This is a genomic window from Ructibacterium gallinarum, from assembly GCF_014982785.1.
In the GTDB taxonomy this organism is placed as follows: Bacteria; Bacillota; Clostridia; order Monoglobales; family Monoglobaceae; genus Ructibacterium; species Ructibacterium gallinarum.
Genome location: NZ_JADCKB010000027.1, coordinates 16,371 through 35,823, shown reverse-complemented (window position 1 = coordinate 35,823; position 19,453 = coordinate 16,371). Strand labels below are relative to the sequence as shown.

8 protein-coding genes are annotated in these 19,453 nt (G+C 44.8%); all 8 read right to left on the bottom strand.

Going from position 1 to position 19,453, the window contains the following annotated elements:
* Positions 1 to 172: 172 nt before the first annotated feature.
* The gene (locus INF28_RS10840; protein WP_226393481.1) at positions 173 to 1,696 is read right to left on the bottom strand and encodes a Y-family DNA polymerase; all 1,524 of its coding nucleotides are present in this window, start codon (positions 1,694 to 1,696) and stop codon (positions 173 to 175) included.
* Between the two features lie 227 nt (positions 1,697 to 1,923).
* Complete coding sequence (locus INF28_RS10835; protein ID WP_226393480.1) at positions 1,924 to 2,172, bottom strand: hypothetical protein; 249 nt, start codon at positions 2,170 to 2,172, stop codon at positions 1,924 to 1,926.
* Positions 2,173 to 2,391: 219 nt separating this feature from the next.
* Positions 2,392 to 4,275 carry an S-layer homology domain-containing protein gene (locus tag INF28_RS10830; RefSeq protein WP_226393479.1) on the bottom strand — a complete coding sequence of 628 codons (1,884 nt, stop codon included), beginning with the start codon at positions 4,273 to 4,275 and terminating at the stop codon, positions 2,392 to 2,394.
* Positions 4,276 to 4,287: 12 nt separating this feature from the next.
* Positions 4,288 to 7,623 (bottom strand): hypothetical protein, encoded by a 3,336-nt coding sequence (locus INF28_RS10825; RefSeq protein ID WP_226393478.1) that lies wholly within the window; start codon positions 7,621 to 7,623, stop codon positions 4,288 to 4,290.
* 100 nt (positions 7,624 to 7,723) lie between these two features.
* Positions 7,724 to 11,710: an Ig-like domain-containing protein gene (locus tag INF28_RS13030; protein ID WP_226393477.1), complete on the bottom strand. Its 3,987-nt coding sequence runs from the start codon at positions 11,708 to 11,710 to the stop codon at positions 7,724 to 7,726.
* A gap of 45 nt (positions 11,711 to 11,755) precedes the next feature.
* A complete protein-coding gene (locus INF28_RS10815; protein ID WP_226393476.1) occupies positions 11,756 to 16,891 on the bottom strand; it encodes a GDSL-type esterase/lipase family protein in 5,136 nt (1,711 codons plus the stop codon).
* 105 nt (positions 16,892 to 16,996) lie between these two features.
* Positions 16,997 to 18,433: an ABC transporter substrate-binding protein gene (locus INF28_RS10810; protein ID WP_226393475.1), complete on the bottom strand. Its 1,437-nt coding sequence runs from the start codon at positions 18,431 to 18,433 to the stop codon at positions 16,997 to 16,999.
* A gap of 54 nt (positions 18,434 to 18,487) precedes the next feature.
* A complete protein-coding gene (locus tag INF28_RS10805; RefSeq protein ID WP_226393474.1) occupies positions 18,488 to 19,441 on the bottom strand; it encodes a carbohydrate ABC transporter permease in 954 nt (317 codons plus the stop codon).
* Positions 19,442 to 19,453: the final 12 nt, after the last annotated feature.

The window sequence follows — 19,453 nt, the reverse complement described above, 5'->3', positions numbered from 1 at the left end:
GACGCCCTCATGGCTCTCTTGGCATGCTTACTCCCAATCAGGCTGAACTGTTATACTGGAAGCAGCCCTAAACTGCCGCTATCCTATTTTCCTCATTCCTCTGTCTACTTTTTTGATTATGGTCCAATTCATTTTCTCATACATATTCCTCTGTATTACACTTTACAATTTTTTATGCTTTATGTCCACCAATTTGATTGTTCCTGTCTCTTCCCGTTGCTCCTTCCTGAAGATTCATACCCTTTAACACAGCATTTTTGCCATATTGCTTTTTGATATGGATTACCGCTTCTTGTATCCTTTTCTCCCTCTCCAGCTTGACCGCTTCCGACTGCTTTCTTCGTTGTTCTTCTTCTGTGTCGGTAAAGAAATCGACCTGCTCATACTGTGGTTCCGTCGTCCATGCGGCTTCTGTTTTCAAATGATGCGCCGTGACATTGAGACGCCTAACCAAAAGGCTTTTATCTGCAATTTCATCAAACAGCCCGGTTACTGCCTTTAATATCAGTCGTGTGGAAGAAGTATATTTTCTAAGGCAAACCGTTCCATGCGCATGTCTGGGAATTTTTCTTCCGTAAAAATCCGCTGTCACTGCACCACGGTATTCTGTTCCACATTCTGCATTTTCCAGATTCTTGCTATCATAGCCTATGGTAAGCGTAAGTTGATCGGTTACCAGACCTTTTTCCACTAAATCAAGCACCAGCGAATCCGTCATTTCACGTACAACCAGCTTTGCTTTATCAAAGGGATAAGGACAGTGTAAGACCTGTCCCGAGCCCAGGCTGCTAGAAGATGGCTGATAGGCCTTAATATCTGCCATAGTACAAGATTCCCAGCCCCATGCATGGTCAATAAGCAGTTCCGCATTAATACCAAACATTTTATAAAGCAGTTCCTCATTATAAAATGTACTGCTTTTTCCCACGGAACACCGCGCGATGTCTCCCATCGTGCGCATACCATATGCTTCCAATTTTGTTGCATATCCTCTACCAACACGCCAAAAATCAGTTAAAGGGCGGTGATTCCACAGCTTATGGCGGTAACTTATTTCATCAAGTTCAGCAATCCGGACGCCGTTTAGGTCCGGCTGTGTATGCTTAGCCTCAATATCCATTGCAACTTTACAAAGATATAGATTGGTGCCAATGCCTGCCGTTGCGGTAATGCCAGTAGTTTGATACACATCGAGAATCATTTTTCTTGTAAGCTCCTTGGCGGTTAAAGCATAACTTTTCAGATAATTCGTTACATCCATAAAAACTTCGTCAATGGAATAGACATGAATATCCTCTGGCGCAATATATTTGAGATAAACTTGATAAATCTTTGCGCTGACATCTATATAATGTGCCATCCGCGGCGGTGCAATAATATAATCAATTGCAAGCTCCGGAAATCGGCCTAGCGCGGATGCGTCATAAGAAGCCCCCGTTAATTTTCTTCCTGGCGCATATTGGCGACGTTTTGCATTTTCTTCTTTTATTTTTTGCACTACTTCAAAAAGCCTTGCCCGTCCCGGCAATCCATATTCTTTTAATGATGGGGAAACAGCAAGACAAATGGTTTTTGTTGTCCGACTCTCGTCGGCTACCACAAGATTGGTTGTCAAAGGATCAAGGCCTCGCTCCACACATTCGGCGGAAGCATAAAATGATTTTAAGTCAATCGCAACATAGCTTCTGTTTTCCATACGCAATCTGTCTTATCACCACTTTTGTTATAAAAATATCTTTCGATTTCTTTTAGTGTTCCACGAATCAGATGAAATAAACCTCATTTTTATCTTACATATATTTTAACATAGCATAAAAAATATTTCATGTCAACGCACTTTGTTTGTATCTGTTTTTATATTTTAATATCAAAAAAGAGCGGTGCCTGCTGGCTGCAAACACCCTCCCCTATTTTTCATGTCCCCTATGTACTGCGCAAAAAAGTAATTTTATTCTGCAAAGGAAGCATTTTGATTTCTGCATCCCACAGGAAAAAACACACCTCATCCGCTTGCTCCGGAATATGAAAAATCACACTACTTCCCTGATGTACTTCTGTCGTGAAAAAGCCCACCAACCTTTTTTGCCGATAAGCACATGCAATCAAGTGACCGGAAATCTCCTCATCGATATACGCAGTGATGATTTGAGTTTCCGAAGCAAGCTGACCCAAAAGTTGTTTCCCGTCCTGATCCTGAAAACGAATGCTTGATGCTTCTTCTGCAGTTCTTCATAAGCCTCTCCTCCGATTGTTCTCTGCTCATGGGCTGTTACCGTTTTCTTTGCCCGTATGGCCAATTTTATGGCTCTGTGCGTCTTGATTTCCGCTGTAAATCAAAACCAACACAGAGCCTGTTTTTCTCTCAAATATCAGCAAAATGCCTTCGTTATCCTATTTTTGCAGCAATCCATAAATCAACTTTGCCGCCTGCGCACGGGTAGCCGGTTCCTGTGGTGCAAAGGTACCATCTCCCATTCCGTTGATAATGCCTGTTTCTGTCAAAGAAGCCACTGCCTCCCGGGCATACTCAGCAATATCATCACTGTCAGAAAAATGCAATTCGGTTTGTCTCGGAATCTCTCTTCCGGAAACTGCGGCAGTACGATACAGCACAGCAGATATTTCCTCTCGGGTAATGGTGCGTTCCGGTTCAAAAAGTCCGTCTCCTACACCATTTACCAAGCCAGCCTGTACCGCAGAAGCCACATATGCATAATACCAGGCATCCGGGGCAACGTCCTGAAAGTCGCATACCGAATTGTCATTGGTCAATCCAAACGCTTCCATTAACATTTTGACAAATTCCGCACGAGTGATTTCATAATTTGGTTTAAAATCCCCGTTGCCGTATCCCTGAACAACACCTTTGGCATACAAAGCCTCAATCGCCGGAACAGCCCATGCAACACTGTCAAGATCATTAAAATGCTGGCTGGTCTCTTGATTTTGTCCACCGTCCGTGGTGATCACAGCGCCGTTTCCCGATCCGATTCCTGTCAAACCGCCTCTGCCACCGGATCCGCCGCCGGTTCCGGTACCTCCGCCGGATATGCCGTCTCCCTGATTTTGCTTTTGGGCATTTTGTTCTACGGCGGAAATAAAACTTTCCAAATTATCATATTCTTTTCCCCAGACTGCGGAAAGGACAGCGGCTTTTTTGCTTTCGGAAAGGACGCTGTACTTTGTTAGCTTATTAAAAAGCAGAGGATTCTCCAAAAGCTCCATGCCATACCCCTGCGGCAGCCCTGTCACCGCTGCCAAAATCTGCCCTTCAACGATCTGATTGCGGATCCCGCTCAGATAATAATCCGTCAGGGTTTGCGTTTCCCAGCTTTCTGCCTTCCATGTGAGATATCCCTGCTGATCTATATTTTGAAATTGAGAAAGAATTTCCGCAAATGCTTTTTCCCGTCTGCCGTTATCCGAAACGTCCGCACTGCACATATCAACCAAAATCTGATGTGCTGCCGCACGCTTCTGCAAGGACATTTTCAAATCCTCCGCCGCTGACAGCGGGTCGGTTTCACCGTCCAGATCATACCGGGGATCATAGGCGGCACTGCCATAAACGCTGGTTTGGTTCGCTGTCATCCACCAAGCCCGTGCTTCCCCGTCCCCACGGGAATTTTGCCAGCTTTGTATCGCATAGGCGTCCTGATAAAGTTTTTTTAACTTGCTCATAGCCATATCGATTTCTTCCTGTGCGGGCGCATCGGGCAGCATATAATCTTTATTTCCTTCTGCCAGCAGCGAAAATAAGATATTTTTATCTTCCAGTTTCCCATAGGATTCCATATCTATGCCTAAAATCTCCCCATAAGTCAGGCCGTCCTCTGCTTTTGTTGCAAGCAGTACATCCATCTGGCTTTCTGATGTTTCAGCCAGCTGCTGCAAAATATCAGCCGCACGGTCTTTGTCTGCAAGATAAAAGTTTTTGACTACTGTCCCCAACAGGGCGCCGCTTACACGAACCACATAGACACCTTCCGGGAACGTTTCGGTAATCGGCATAATATGAAACTGAAAATTTTTTCCTGGCTCGACCGTCTGTTGATCTGCAAAGACAACTTCTTTTGTTTCTTGATGATAAATCACCAACGATGCTTCATCTTCCGGACAGTTCGCATTGCCGCGTCCGCTTACTGAAACAAAATTATATTGATCTGGCTGCCAGTTTATCAATTCAAAATTGGCCGCAGGCTCCTGTCCAAATACAGTCAGTGAAAAAAACAGACAAATACCTAATATTGTCACAATCATAGTAAGCTTTTTCATCAAACTCTCTCCTTATTCATAAATCACCAGCATTTTGACCTGCGATTTTCCCATGGTTACAAAAATTCTCTTGCCCTTTGCTAAATCTCCGATCGTTCCCGCATAAATATTCTTCTCATCGACCACAAATACGGGAGCAGTTCCAATATTAATGACCTCATAGTTTCCATTGGTCAGCCGAATCACCAGATGCTGATCCATCATCTGAATAATATCGCCTAAAATATTCCGATATTCTAAATCGCCGGTACTATCCGTGTTGTTCAGGTTGCTGGAAATTTCACTTCCATCTGCGGCTTGGGTGATAGCTTCCCCTTTGCTGTTGACCAGCGCATAGCTTCCGGCACCATTGTAGAGTCTGCCGATATTGTCCATAATCTCGCCTTTGGCGTTATAAGCCGGATTGATTATCACACCCCGCTCCAGCAAGGGAGCCAGTTTGTAATTATAATTCACATCTTTTCCAAGCTGATAACTCTGTTCTCCGCCGCCGTTGACAAAAGCGGTAATCATTGTGGTTTCCTCACCGTTTTCATCAATCCCATGCATTACATCTTTGATCAAGAAGGTGTCCCATTGCGGATCGCTGTTTCTATAATACTGCACCAAAATATCTGCTGCACCGATTCCGCTGACAACGGCGTTCTGATCCATAACCACCCCAGAGCCCGTGGAAGAATACGCATCATACATCAAATAGTCTTCCAATTTCTTGTTTTGGAACATGGTATCATCCTCATATAAAGATGATCCAACATGCGGAATCAAAAAATTATAGGCGCCGACAATCGCTATTTTATTCCCCATAACACTTAAACTTTGCCGCATCCAATCATGTTTGCCGCTGATCAGCCGAACCAGACAATCATTGGTTCCTCCTGTCTGCGTTTGGTATGTATCCATCAAACTGATTTTTCCTTCCGGCGTGCGCCGAAAGCGGATAACCGTAGAAGCCGCCTTGATATCTGCAAGATATTGGCTGGCCTTTGACAAATCCTGATAGCGCACTCCGTCAATGATAATACGGTCTTTGAGACTGCCTTCAAACATATCGCCGTCTGAAGTAAATATCTTTAATTTTGTATTGTATACTCCAAACCCATCATCACGTTTTGCCATTTTGACAATGAATCCAATTTCTGTAACAATACGATTGCGAATGCCGGCAACATTTCCCATTGCATCCAATAAAAATTCTGCCGCCGTTCCAGCGCTGTATGCCCATTGGCTTGCCTTCTGCCGCATTTCATCCGTATCTTCATCATTAGGGGACATTGCAGGCCGGGCTGCGGACCGCAGTTCCGGTGCGATATAATACAGTCTTCCATTCAGCTTAATCGTCTGATTATTTCCGTCTCCCTGCAGGCTTTCTACCTCCGCTCCGCTGACACTTTCCGTATTCTGTATGATGGTAACAATCTGTTTCCCGTTTGCATTGGGCCGGCTTACCAAAACAGAAAGGAGATCTCCCCTTTTTAAATCATCCAGTTTTGCGGCTTTTCCGTTGCTTTTCTGGCAATAGACGTCTGCCTCGTTTTCAGGCAAAACCATATTTTCTCCATACTGATTGTATAACATCTGTTCCGCACGGTTATATCCGTCCAGCATAATATTTTTATACTGTTCAATCAGGAGTGTGTCAGCCGCTCCTGAACTATTGCAGATCCAGATAATTCTTCCGTTAAATTCTTCCAAATTTCCAATCAGCTGAGACAAAGAAGCAATGCTCCCTGCCAATTTGTAATTATAAACAATGTGGGTTGCACTGCTGTAAGGATACGACTTGGTTCTGGTTTCTTCCTGAACAAGAATCTCTGTACTGCTGATTTGTATAATATCCCGGTTGGTAAATTCTTTGATTCTAACCTGCTTTTCCGTTTGGATATGTAAAATCGTACGAACTCCAGACGCCTCATCATAACGGTAATAAAACTGAACTTCCTGCCCCAAAAAATCAGCGGCATTACTGCTTCCGGCAGAATATCTTTCTCCATCAATGGTGACTTCATTCTCTTTCAGACCAGGATCATATACCAACAGGCCTGTTTTTGCATTGGCGTCTAATACCCCTCGTTTTTGGTAAATATTTGCATTTTCCTCAAGGGCGTTGGTATCCTTTAAAATTTGGTATTGATTCTGCTCTCCCATAGCAATCATTTTCATAGGCTCGATATGAATCGCACTAGATAATATTGCGGCAGCCTCCCCACGTGTTACAAAAGCAGAGGCGTCAGCAGGAAAATCCACCCCACGCAGCAAATCAATTTTTCTGGCTTGTGAAACATATTCCTGTATGCCGGCGTCTGTATCGTCCAGCATATCTTTATACCCCAGTACATTTAAAAGATGCGTGATAAGCTCTTCCCAAGATACCGGATCCGCTATGCCAAACATTCCGGGATTATTGGTGGTCAAAAGGCCGGCTGCTTCCGCAGCAAGGCACGCCCCTTTTTGCGGATCGGTTGCCGGAATATCCTGATACGGCGAATCCATGGCCTGATAGCTTGCCGTATCCAGACCGTATAATACAGAAAGGGCAAGGGCTTCATTTCCACGAGTCAAATACTCTTCCTCGCGGACCGTTCCGTCTTCATAAATCTGTATCATACCAAGATCATACAGCAAAGCATAGGTATCCCGTTTGGCATCACTTTTTACATCGCCAAAAAGTTCCATAGAACCAACAGCTTGTTCGATCTGGCTGTTGTCCTCGCTCGGATCGCCGCTTTTTACAGAAAACTGTGCAATATCACAAACCGCTTTCACTCCTGTTCCGAAATCTCCGCTCATTGCCTGCTGTTTCAAATAGATATCAGAATCAATCGCCGTTACATTTCCGTCCAAAAGGTCAAATCTTCCCAATTCCTGATAGATACCCGAAACCAGCCGGTTCCAGATCACATGATAGTACCCGTCTTCCCCTTTTTCAAAAATGATCCGCATGGTATACCATGTGGTAGGCATGATTCCTTCCATTACCTGAAAGGCCATACTGCCTTTCCCGTTGTTGTTAATACTCCACGATCCATCTCTCGCTTGTGCCACCATGATCCAGTCAACTTGGCCATTCGTGGTAGTAGCATGCTGCAGCTGAAGAAATACGCTGAGGGCTGCCGTTGATTCTTCCGGTATCCGAAGCTGCAAATCAACATAAAAAGTTCCTGAGGTATTGATATGCTCTGTCACTTTGCTCTCATCCCCGCTGGCCTTTTGTTCCGTTTCTAACCGCAGATATGATATTCCATCTTCCGTATACATAGCAAGACCCTGGCTTCCATTACTGATAAGCAATTCCCCAAAGGCTGGATTCATGTTGAGGCAGGTTAGCAAAAAACTGAAAATTATCAAAAAAATGATGCCTGTTTTTTTCAATGTAAGATCCCTTCCTTTCCGCATCTTTCACAGCTCCAGGAGACAGCGGGATTGACCCGCCGTCTCCTGCCGGATGCTATATGCTATACGGCAAATTTACCGGTTTGGCAAGCGGAACGGCCTCCGTGATTTCTCCGTTCCAAATATATACACGGATAAAATCTCCCTCAACGGGTATAATCGCTTCCAGGGCGGCGTCGTTTAAATAGTCTTTGGTTTGCCCCGCAATGGTTTTGGTTTGATAATCAAACTGTTTCAGCTGTTTGTCTTTTCCATATAAAGCAATGATTAAGGTAACGGTCATGGCTTCTTCACGGTTGTTTTCTATAGATACACTACCGTTTGCCTGAGTAAGCCCCGCAATCTGCAAAACATTTTCCCCGCCTTTTCCATTGGTGATCCCCAATTCAGAAACGATATACTCTGCCGGCTTTTGCACTGTGGCTTTTTCAAACGGCATGCCATCTGCCGAAGCAATTCCACTGGCAAAATCAACACTGCTGATGTTAGCACCGGTTATGGTCAGCGTGCGGTCAGCTTCGCTGTAAGACGTACTAAAGCTGAGAGGATCTCCATAGGAATTGAAGGCCGAAACCTTTCCTTCAAAAGATGCAGGATTCATATCACGGGTAAAAATCACCTTTACCATGTCGGGCGCATATTCCGCTGTTAAAACGGCAGGTGCCAATGTCAAAGCCCCGTCAAGCGGCAGCATATCCCATTTGGCAATATCAATGACAGCCGTTCCAGTCGTCCATCCCAAAGTTTGCTGTTTCAAAAAGAAATTCTCCATTTTCCCGACTTGATCACCGCTAAATGGAACCTTTTCCGCTTTTGGCCGGTACACGCCGTTATCATCCTGCACCAGGAAAGATGTCTGATATGCCCCATTTTCATCCTTTTCATACAAGATTCTGAAATATTCCCATTTTTCTTTTGTCACAGGATACGTTTGGTCCTCTGATTCGGCATTATGCAAATTCCAGTAACCATTTTGATCCCTCATCAACGTTTCCCATCCATGAACATTTCTGTCTAGGGCAGGTGCCCACGCATTCTGCATTTGGAACATGATATTGAAATTCCCTGTAGATTCTTCCGGAACGCGCAAGATCAAATCGGTATAAAAACTCTCGTCTATGGCCTTATACAAGGTCAGTGCATTATCCGGCAGATTCCCGGACTGGCCTCCATAAAGCGGCGTGCTCATTCGCAGATAGGCCGGAGAGGAAGCGCTGGACGCCGTATAAATCAAATCTCCTTCCTGCGGTCCTTTTCTTTCATAGTTTGATGGATTTTCTTTGATTTCCTGAGAAAACAGCGGTGTTTTGGTTGTAAAGTTCAAGGTATATATGTCCATAATATCGCCATCGGGGCTCATCAGGCCATCGGTCACTTCCAACCGATACGTTTCGCCCGCATCCAGCTCCCCGAATTGAATCTTTAACTTTTTCGAGGCCGCTTCATATTGAAACACATATCCGCCGCACACAGGTTTTCCATTTGCCGTGCTTAATTTCACGGTATCTTTTGTTAAAGTTTGGGTATCCAGCACGCCATTAATAAACAAATCAATTTCTCCAAGCATGGGGGAAACAGACGCCCCATTTGCAATGGATGCCTCTTTCACCGACAGACTGGACGGATCCGCCGCAAACGGCATGCCGTCTGCCGAAAGCACTGCGGCAGTCACTTTTGCTCTGGTAATATTGGATCCGGTCAGAATAATCTGCCTGTTTTCCGCATCATAATCCACCTGAACAGGAATACGTTCCGTACCTTGATACGCAAGTACATTGGTGCTGTTTACTGTGCTCTCATCCAAATCACGGCTCACCGAAAGCACCGCCTGCTCAGACGCATAGGCAGCTTTGATTACCTTCGGGTTCATGCCGCCATTGCCCAGAGGATACACCTGCCAGCTTGCCACATCTGCAATGGCTTTTGCACTCTTTCCCTCTCCCAATTTCAGGTAAAGATTGGTCATTCCGCTGAGCTCATTGCTGTCTGGAATTGGTTTTTCGTTTTCTGCAAGAATAGAATATTTATTCTCTCCTTTGTTTTTGACGAACCAGTCCATACGATAATTTCCTGCTTCATTTTTGGTAAACAGCAGCCGCATATCCTGCCAGTCGCCAGTAATCGGAGTGGTAATGCTTCCGTCTCCGTATATATTCCAAGCATATCCATTGGGCGATTTGGCCCGGATAGGCCATCTCCAGTTTGGTCCGTCGGCAGGTATGGCATCTTTATACTGAAATCCAATATTGGTTGTTATCTCTTCTGATTCATCCGGGATTCTGACTGTAAAATCCGTATAAAAAGGCTTGGTATAAGTTTGACTGCTTACTAAATACGCTTCGCTCCCTCCGATTGAAGTAAAATCTACTTGCAAGCGCAGATAATCCGGATCTTCTCCTGCGGCCTGTACGTAAGAAATACTGCCTTGTCCTCCGGTGGAAGCATTGCCGGGATTGCTTTGAATGTCCTGGATATGAAACGCCGTCTGCGTTTTAAGGTTTACCTGCAATCCTACGGACTGCTTTCCGTCCATGCTCATCACTGCATTATTTACCACAATTTTATAATCCTGATTTTCTTCCAAATCCCCATACTCCAGAACCAAAGACTTCCCATCATCCAGAATAGTCAGCCCATAGCCACCCTTAACAGGGCTGCCATCTCCTTTCGTAAAACGCACATTATCCTCTGTCACAGTGGATGGATCTAAGCGGTCAGAAGCGGTCAAAACAATCTGACCCTGCGTAGCAGGAATTTCACTGCCGCTGGCAACCGAACTATAAATGCCAAGCACTGCACCCACCAGAATTTCTTCCTCTGCTGCCGGCATTCCGTCTGCTGCTGCGATTAATGAAGAGAGATACACTCTCTGAATTTCTTCATCCGAAGTAACGGTGATCTTCCTTTCCGTCTCATCATAATAAACGCTTCCGGGGGTTTTGCCATTGACCTGAATGTTTTCCGGCACAACCGTATTCTCGTTCAAGCTCCGTGACATATAAATATCTACGGATTGTGCATTTACTGCCGTTTTTAAAACATATGGGGTCAATCCTTCCGTACCGCCCCAATGAATTTCCCACTTTGCCACATCCGCAATGCCAAGGCCGGTTTTCCCCTCCTGCATTTTCAGATACATATTTTCCATTTCTTTCAGTTTAATAATTCCCTCATAGGAAATATTGGTTTCAGCATTCTTGGTGATACATTCATAGATATCCTGGTCTGCATTTTTCATGTACCAGTCAGTCTGATAATATCCTTCGGCATTTTTATTAAACACCATGCGAATATCCTGCCATTGATCAATTTCTGCCTCATGAGAAACAAACTTATCTGCCCAAAGACGCCATTTGATCCCATCCTGATCCCACGCACGATAGCGCACCGGCCACTTCCAGTTACCGGAAGCGCCGCCATTGATATCATACCCATTCTGTATCTGTAAACCAATACTGCAGTTGGTTTCTGTAGAAGTGCTGGGAATCCGGATACGCAAATCGGTATAAAAAGATTCCGCCACTTTTCCAATTGGTGCCTCCAAAGCAAAATCCACGCCGCCAGCGGCAAAATTCCCCTGCATTTGGATATACGCCGGATCATCGCCGGATGCCTCTACAAAAGAGGCACTGGCGTTGTTTCCGGTTTTATTTGATTCAGGGCCTATCACCGTTTGATGCAGCATAGGCTTGGTAATAAATTGCAAGGTCTGGCTTCCATTTACCATAATACCGCTTGGAAGTGTCAGAATACATTCCGCATTTTCTGGAAGTTCGCCGAACCGAACTGTAAATTCCGTTTCTCCCGCCGTATACTCCACTGCCACCGGAATCTGTATGCCGTCTGCCTGAAGCACAACGGAATCATTACTCAAAACGCCCTCCTCCGCCGGCTGATCCATGGTAAATACAATCTTGCCCATCTGTGCCGAAACCAGTGCGTTTTCTCCAATATCAGGCGTCACATTTGCTGCCGAGATGGAAATGGGGATACACAGCATTACCATCAACATACCTAAAATCAAGCACAAACATCTTTTCACTAAAGTTCCCTCCTTTGATTTTTGATTTACACTCGTTTTCCTATGCTACTTCTCCACAAAAATACGGTCCAAACAGTTGTGACTACCATTTGTGCCTGCACTTGTAACAATTTTTGCCGTATGGTTTCCGCTGCTCAAATCAAACGTTTTGAACAAAATAACCAGTTGATTATCCACGGTGGCATAATAATTGTTAATCGGATACTCCGTACCATCAATGGACAAGGTCATCTTGCCCTTGTTGTTTCCGATTCTGCCCTGGAGCGCAAATACACTGCCGCTGAAACTAAACGTCACTTCTGCGCCTGCCTCATTGGTCTCAATCGCTCCGTTTTCCAGTTTGGTCCAGCCTTTCATATTCTTCCCGCTGTCTGCCGTAATGCTTCGTGCGGAAAAATCATAATAATCTGTCAGAGAATCGCTGCGAATGTTTGACTGTTTCAAATAGATTGCCGGCTGATTCAGCTTATCCACAATAAAGTCCGCATAAAGCCGGTATCCCGCATCGTTTGGATGCACGCCGTCTGTCAGGAAATCTGTCGTTTTTATATTTCCGTTGGATACCTCATCCCGCAGATATGCTTTTAAGTTGATAGACGGGATGCCATAAAAATCTGCTACCTCCTGGTGTATTTCCGCATAAGAAATAAATTGATTTGTTGTAGTGTAAAGGAAAACAATGATCGGGGGTTCCTCCATTTTTTGCAATTGTCTTACGATCCCTTCCATCTGCCGCTGAACCGCTCTCTTATCATAACCGGTATCGTTGACAGCAAATTCTACAAAGACCAAATCGGGATCTTTGGCGATCACATCTGTATCCAGGCGAAGCAATCCATAATCCGAGCCTGTACCGCCCACGCCCGCATTGATACCATGAATGGTCTTATCCGGATATGCCTGCTTGAAGAATTCCGTCACAAGACTTGCCCAGCAATTTTCCTTGGAAGACGCACCTGCGCCTTCTGTAATGGATCCACCAAGATAAACGACATTCAGTGTATCTTTTTCCGCAAACGGAGCAAAGTTTTTCAGCTCATCTGACACTTCAAAAATGACAGGCTCTGCTTCTGCTGTTCCGCCGGAAGTCACTTCGTCTCCGGTATGTATTATGACTTTTCCTGCCATTCCGGCAGTGCGGTTTTGATCGCCCGTATACCCTGTCAATCCAATATACATATCCGTTCCCATTTCCATGGTTTTGGTATTAGCAAGGGACCAGCTGTCGGCCTCTGTTTTTTTATAGTAACTTGTATACGTATTGCCATCTCTCACAATGCGAAGCCACAGAGGCGCCATCATATCCGGAGGTGCCGCATATCCGCTTTCGCCGCCTGTATTCTCCCGCCAGGTTGCACGGAGGAACCCTTCCTGGGAATACCGCAGGGAATAATTTTTAGCGGCTGCATTATCTGCATCTCTCATCATAATGCCCATATGAGAAATACAGGTTTCTCCATCTTCCCAAGTCTTTCCGGGCCAAACGTCGATCTGCGCAATGATTTCTGCTCTGGGATTTTCAGGATCCAGACTCACCTTCTGATATGCAAAGGATGCGGAATCCGCCTGATTCCAAATATTGATCCCGTTAGTTTCAAAACGGAACATGCCATTTTGAGAAACCTTCACACTGCCCTTTGTTCCGCTGTCATAGAAAGAAATATTCCATCGATCATCCAGATTGTCTTCGTCCAAAACGGTAAACTGCACCGTTTCTGTTTGGGTAACTCCATCTCCCACAATCAGAACTTCCGCCGTTGCTACTGCTTCTTCCGGGAACGCTAAGCCATAAACACCGGGGGTAATCTCCGTCACAGTAAGCGAAGACGGATTGCCGGTTATGCTGACGCTGAGTTCTGAAACCGGATATGCTTCCCCTGCCTCATTTTGCGGTACAATCGTTAACTGAACCTGTTCACCTATTTTAGCCGTCTTTGCCGAAAGAGAAATTTTTGCCTCACGGAAGAGCGACTCTTTTACTGTTATCGTCTGGCTCTGGGTAAAGAGCTGGCCATCTTCCTCATACTCCATTGTAATCTCTGCAGTACCAGGCGAGATCCCGGTAACCGTCCCATAAGCGTTGACAGATGCAACCGAAGCATCTGAGGACATAAAACGCAGGGCTCTGGATTCTGGCACATAACTTCTCCCCATACTGGTTACCGCACGGACAACCGCTGTTTTCTGCTTACCCGGCGCATACCCCTCGGCATTTAAGGACATGGTTACTTCCTGGGTTCTTTCTCCGGAAAGAACATAAAACTGACTGGAAACCTCTTTCTCGTGATAGACCGCTTTCACGGTAATCAGTGCAGCGCCTTCTTCCATCGCAGTCACCGTTCCATACTGATCCACAACTGCTGCGGCTTCATTATCACTGCTCCAGTAAATTTGTGCTTGCTCAGCCGGAAGTACATATCCTTTTTCTGAGCGCAAAAGAACGGAAAGATGCGTCTGCTTGCCAGAGGCAAGGGAAACAAAACTGTTTTGCCCGGTTGCATCATCTGTGATAAAAACAGCCTTTAAGGGATCATTGAGATCCGCAAATGGATACTCTGCCGTTAATCCATTGGAAGCAAAATCAATATCACGGAATCCCATGCCATATGCCAGAGATAAATAGTGCAGCCGATAATCTCCCCCGTCAACATTCCAAAATCTGGGATCTTCTCCAAAGGTACTGTGCTGATCATATTTGCCGCCTTGCCAATTCAGCCAACCTTCGACGCCTGCCAAATCCACACCGCCCATTTCCGGCCGATAATTTCCGTTTTCATTATAATACATATTATTATCCACTTCTTTAAAACGGGTGGTGACCGGATTATCCAACTCGGCAACAAAGTCATAATTCCCAGAAAATCCTTGCCGGACCGCAGCCATAAATCTTTCGCCGCTGTTATAGAAAATATTGCCTTTTACCGTAATGCGGTCATTTTCTGTGATAGACATAGGGAAGGTCATAATGGTGCGAAAATCCTGATTTGCACCGTCATATTGCTGATTGTTGACTGCTATATTATTGTAAGCGACACAATCCCGGCCCTTTAAGCAGAACACTCCATTGATTTCCCCCTCTGACGGTCTGTTCTGATTCTGATAAACTACATTATCATATACAATGGTTTTATCTGATCCGTCATCTAAATACAATGGGAAACAATATGAAAATTCTACCGTGCAGTCATGGATTTGATTTCCACGGACGACATTCCCGTCACCGGCACACCACAGATAAATTGCGCCGCAGTCCTGGGAATCGTTATAAGCCAAATAAATTTCATTATTTTCAATGACATTTCCCTTTCCGTGCACATAGTCCGGCCATTGATCATAAGTGATGGTATAGCCCAGCCAATCGGTAGAATACATTGCGGCGGCTGCGTCCACCTTATTGCCGCTGACCTCAATGCCAAACCGTGAACTGTTAGAGACGACGTTATTTGCAATATAATTATAATCGCTCTGATTGGCCCAGATGGGATTTGCCGCCCCGTAAATCACACCCAATTTATCCAGCCGATTGCCAACAACCGTGTTATATTTATTCACGTCTTCTGCCGAAATAGTGGTTCCATGAAAATGTATCGCATCTTCGCCGATTTGCTCAAACAGACAATTTTTGACCTGAATATCCTGAATATCTCCGTTGGCAAAGATTCCTTTTTGACCAATATTTAAAATATGACATTTTTCAATACGTATATCGGCGGCGTTCACCATGGTAAACCCATTTTGCCCCCGGTCTGTATTGGAGATGGTCAATCCCACAAAATCCAAAGCAGAAACACACTTATCCGGATTGGAACCGCCCAAATTAAAAATGGTTCCCGCCGCCGGCATAATAATATTTTGCTCCGTGATATTTTCGTTGATCGGATAATAATAAATATATCCTTCTTCCGGATTGACATAAAATTCACCCGGTGAATCCAAAAATTCCAGACAGCCTTCTAAAAAATATCTGGATCCGGGGCCGATATTTTCGCTCGCCTTTCCCGTCATGCGAATGGTATGCGTTTCAAAATCCACCTCTCTGGCACTTAAATAATCCTGAAACCAGTTGTGGATACCTTCATCACCGCCTGCCCAGACAGAAACCACCATATCATTTACATTTTCGACTTTAGGGACATCTTCTCCTTTGAATCCAAAGCTGTTGACAGAAAGTCCGTCGGCCCCCAGAACCGCAGTGCTATAGCCCTCATTGGGATAGCGTGCCTTGGTACAAAAAGCACCATTTTCCGATAAAATATCCGTTTTGCGTCCGGTACCGATATAAGCACGGTAGATTCCGTCACGATAGAGCTCCCAGCCATGCACTTCCTCGCCGCCATTGATGACCGGTGTTTCGCCTGGATACGCCATATATCGGATGCGATAACCGTTTTCGCCGCTGTCTCCTGCATCAAATTTAATTGTGCTGTCCAGGAGGTATTCTCCGCCCCGCAGAATGACCTCAATATTTCCGGTCATGGAATTGGCGGCCTTATATTGTCTCACGATCGCTTTTGCGGCCCCTATGGTACGCAAAGGGCTGTCGCTGCTGCCGGCATTGGAATCCCGGCCGTTGACCGGATCCACATAAAATCTTTTCATCACAGCATCCGCATCAAACTCTCCTTCAAACAAAGGCTGAAATCCCGCCAGCGTTTCCTCTGTCAGCGCTGCCTGTTCCATCAGAGCGCCGTCACCAAATAAAATATAATTTTCTCCCGCTGTGCGGTATGCAATTCCGGTGGCAGCAGAAAATGCCTCTGCGGGAATATAGACCATCTCGTTTAGCATCATGACAGGCGCTGGCAGCGCAATCTGATCAAAGGTATCATGTGCATAATCCGCTTTTATTATTTCATCTGCTCCCGGTTTGCAGATTATTTCATAATGCAGATAAAAAACAGTGGCTTCTTGATTTGCATCATTCCACGCAACGGGTGCAAGAAAACTTTCCGCCAAAAATCGTACAGGAAGATATGTTGTTCCGCTTTCCTTGACAGCGCCGGGATATTCCGTCCGAATTCCCCGAACATAAGCATAATCACTGTCTGCTTTTATCAAAACCACATCCCGCATATCTCCCGAAATTTCAATTGCAGAAGCATGACACACCGCAATGTTTCCTATCACGCAAAGAAACAGGACTGCCAGGAACCATCCAAAACCATTTCTATGCCGCTTCATAGTATCTCCTCTCTTTGCTCTTATATTTCACCTTGCGAAAACTCTTTTGTTCAGAACAATGTATGTAACCGGATTTCTTACAATCGTGTTTTCAGAAGCAGGCAGCTATTTGCCTGATTTCCATTCGTCCAGCTGTTTTTCCAATTCCGCTTTGACCGTATTGATTCCGGCGGCATTCATTTTTGTTTTGAATTCGTCATAAATCGGAACAGGGTCCTCTGCGCCTAAGTCCATTGTACTGTATTCCTTTACAACCGACGCAATCTGCGATATTTCTGTTTTTACCGAATCCGTGTTAAACTGGAACCCAAAAATAGGAGATCTCTGCGCCGAATTATTCATTTTTTCCGTTTCGATCCAGACATTTTCATCCTGTCCTTCCTGAATATCAGCATTGAACTGGTTTCCAAACATCCACGCACTGTTTAACGTATAACCGCCCTCTTGATTGATTACGACCTTGCCATCCTCATTTTTGGTATAATGTTTTCCTTCTACGCCATATGCAAATAAATTGTAAAGTTCTTTATCCGTATTCACCAATTCCAAAAGTTCCAGCGCTTTTTCCGGATGCGCCGCATTCCTTCCGACAGCAGTCATGGCAGGCTGACCGGCATTTGCTTTCAAATACGGTTCTTCCACCGGGATCAAAACCACTTCCTTGCCTCCAAGTCTTGCCTTGATTTCCGCTTCTGCACCCGGTTTATACTGTTCTTCCCAAACCGCATACTTTCCAGCATTTTTTTCCTGAGAATCATCTGTCACGCTGGCTATATCTCCCCGGACGTATCCCTTTTTGTACCACTCATGAATCGTTTTGGCAGATGCCAAATATTCAGGCTGTTCACAATAAATCACGCATTCTCCGGTATCTTTCCGTATGGCAATTTGCGTTTCAGAAATTTTTTCCATGATTGGATTGGTAAACAGCGACAAACCAATCTTGATGGGATAAATCCCTGTTTCTCCCTGCTTTACCTGCTCAAGAAACGGCTCTATATCGTCGACTTTTGTAATGGCGTCTGTATCCAGATGATATTTGTCCGCAAGACTTTTCAAAATACACAATGAGGTTTGTGTGAACTCCATCTGAACATTAGGCACCGCATAAATCTCTCCATTGATGGTTGCAGCTGTCCAGAGATACTCCGGTACCGTATCTTTTAGTCCGCTTTGTTTTTCCAGCATTTCATTCAGTGACAGATATGCACCTCGACTTGCATTTCTGCTGAAAATATTGATCCAGTCTGAGGTAAAACACAGATCAAAATCGTCATTTGCACCAATCATCATGGTCATACGGTCCTGATATGCGCCGGTATCCACAATTTGCAAATCTACCGACGCCCCAATTTTTTCCACCGTAATCTTATTGATCGCCTCCAGTACACTTGACAAATCGCTTTGCTGTCCGCCCGGCACATACCAAGTAATAACCGGCGTTTCTCCCTGGGCTTTTTCTTCTGTGGGGCCGCATGCACAAACCCCTGCCGCAAGAACCCCCGACACCAAAACAGCCAATACCTTTTTTAACCCCTTCATTACAACTCCTCCTTTTTTATATGAAATTCAAAATAATTACCCGAAAAACATTTTCTACCCTTTCACCGCTCCAATGGTGAGTCCCTTTACAAAATACTTCTGGAAAAACGGAAACACCAGCAGCATGGGTCCCGCAGCCACCACTGCCAACGCCATCCGCACAGTTTCCGACGGAATTTCTGACGCAAGTTTTGCCGCAGCGGCGTTATTGGAATGCTCCTGCAAAAACTGGATATTAATCAATATTCTTTGCAGCATATATTGCAAAGTGATCAAATTTTCCTTGCTGACATAAAGCATAGAAGTCATCCAGTCATTCCACCGCTCCAGAGCGCAAAACAAAGTGACGGTCGCAAGCCCTGGCTTGGAAAGCGGAAGGACAAAGGACAAAAAAATCCGAAATTCACTTGCCCCGTCCATCAAAGCCGATTCAAAGATTTCCTCAGGCAGTGTAGAGAAAAAAGACCGAAGCAAAAAAATATGCCATGCGTTTACTAAATACGGTAAAATATATACCCAAATTTTGTTATCAAGATGAAGGTATTGTGTAATTACAATATAAGTGGGCACCATTCCTCCATTAAACAGCATAGTAAAGAAAATAAAGAAATTGATCGCCACCCTGCCTTTCAGTCTTTTCTTGCTCAAAGGATATGCAACCATGCTCATAATAAAGACGCTCAAAGCAGTTGCAACCACTGTATTAAAAGCCGTTACCTTATAAGCATTGAGCACTGACTGCGGATTCTGAAAAACATATTGGTATGCCGCAAGGTCAAAATGTTTAGGGATAAAGGAATATCCTGTCATAATAATGTCCCGTTCGTTCGAAAAAGAAATGGACAAAACAAGCAAAAAAGGCACAATAAACAGAATACATAACACCATAAACAAAAGATGCAGCCCCAGCTGTCTTTTTTTCTTCTCATGCTTTACTGATGCAAAGACAGGCTTTTTTGAATCTTTGACAGGAACCGCAGCAGAAGTCATTGTACTATTTTTTTGCATTTTCTTCCTCCT

Bases quoted from the DNA above. Each gene is read 5' to 3' on its own strand.
- INF28_RS10840 (WP_226393481.1), bottom strand. From the start codon at position 1,696: ATGGAAAACAGAAGCTATGTTGCGATTGACTTAAAATCATTTTATGCT.
- INF28_RS10830 (WP_226393479.1), bottom strand. From the start codon at position 4,275: ATGAAAAAGCTTACTATGATTGTGACAATATTAGGTATTTGTCTGTTT.
- INF28_RS10815 (WP_226393476.1), bottom strand. From the start codon at position 16,891: ATGAAGCGGCATAGAAATGGTTTTGGATGGTTCCTGGCAGTCCTGTTT.
- INF28_RS10810 (WP_226393475.1), bottom strand. From the start codon at position 18,433: ATGAAGGGGTTAAAAAAGGTATTGGCTGTTTTGGTGTCGGGGGTTCTT.
- INF28_RS10805 (WP_226393474.1), bottom strand. From the start codon at position 19,441: ATGCAAAAAAATAGTACAATGACTTCTGCTGCGGTTCCTGTCAAAGAT.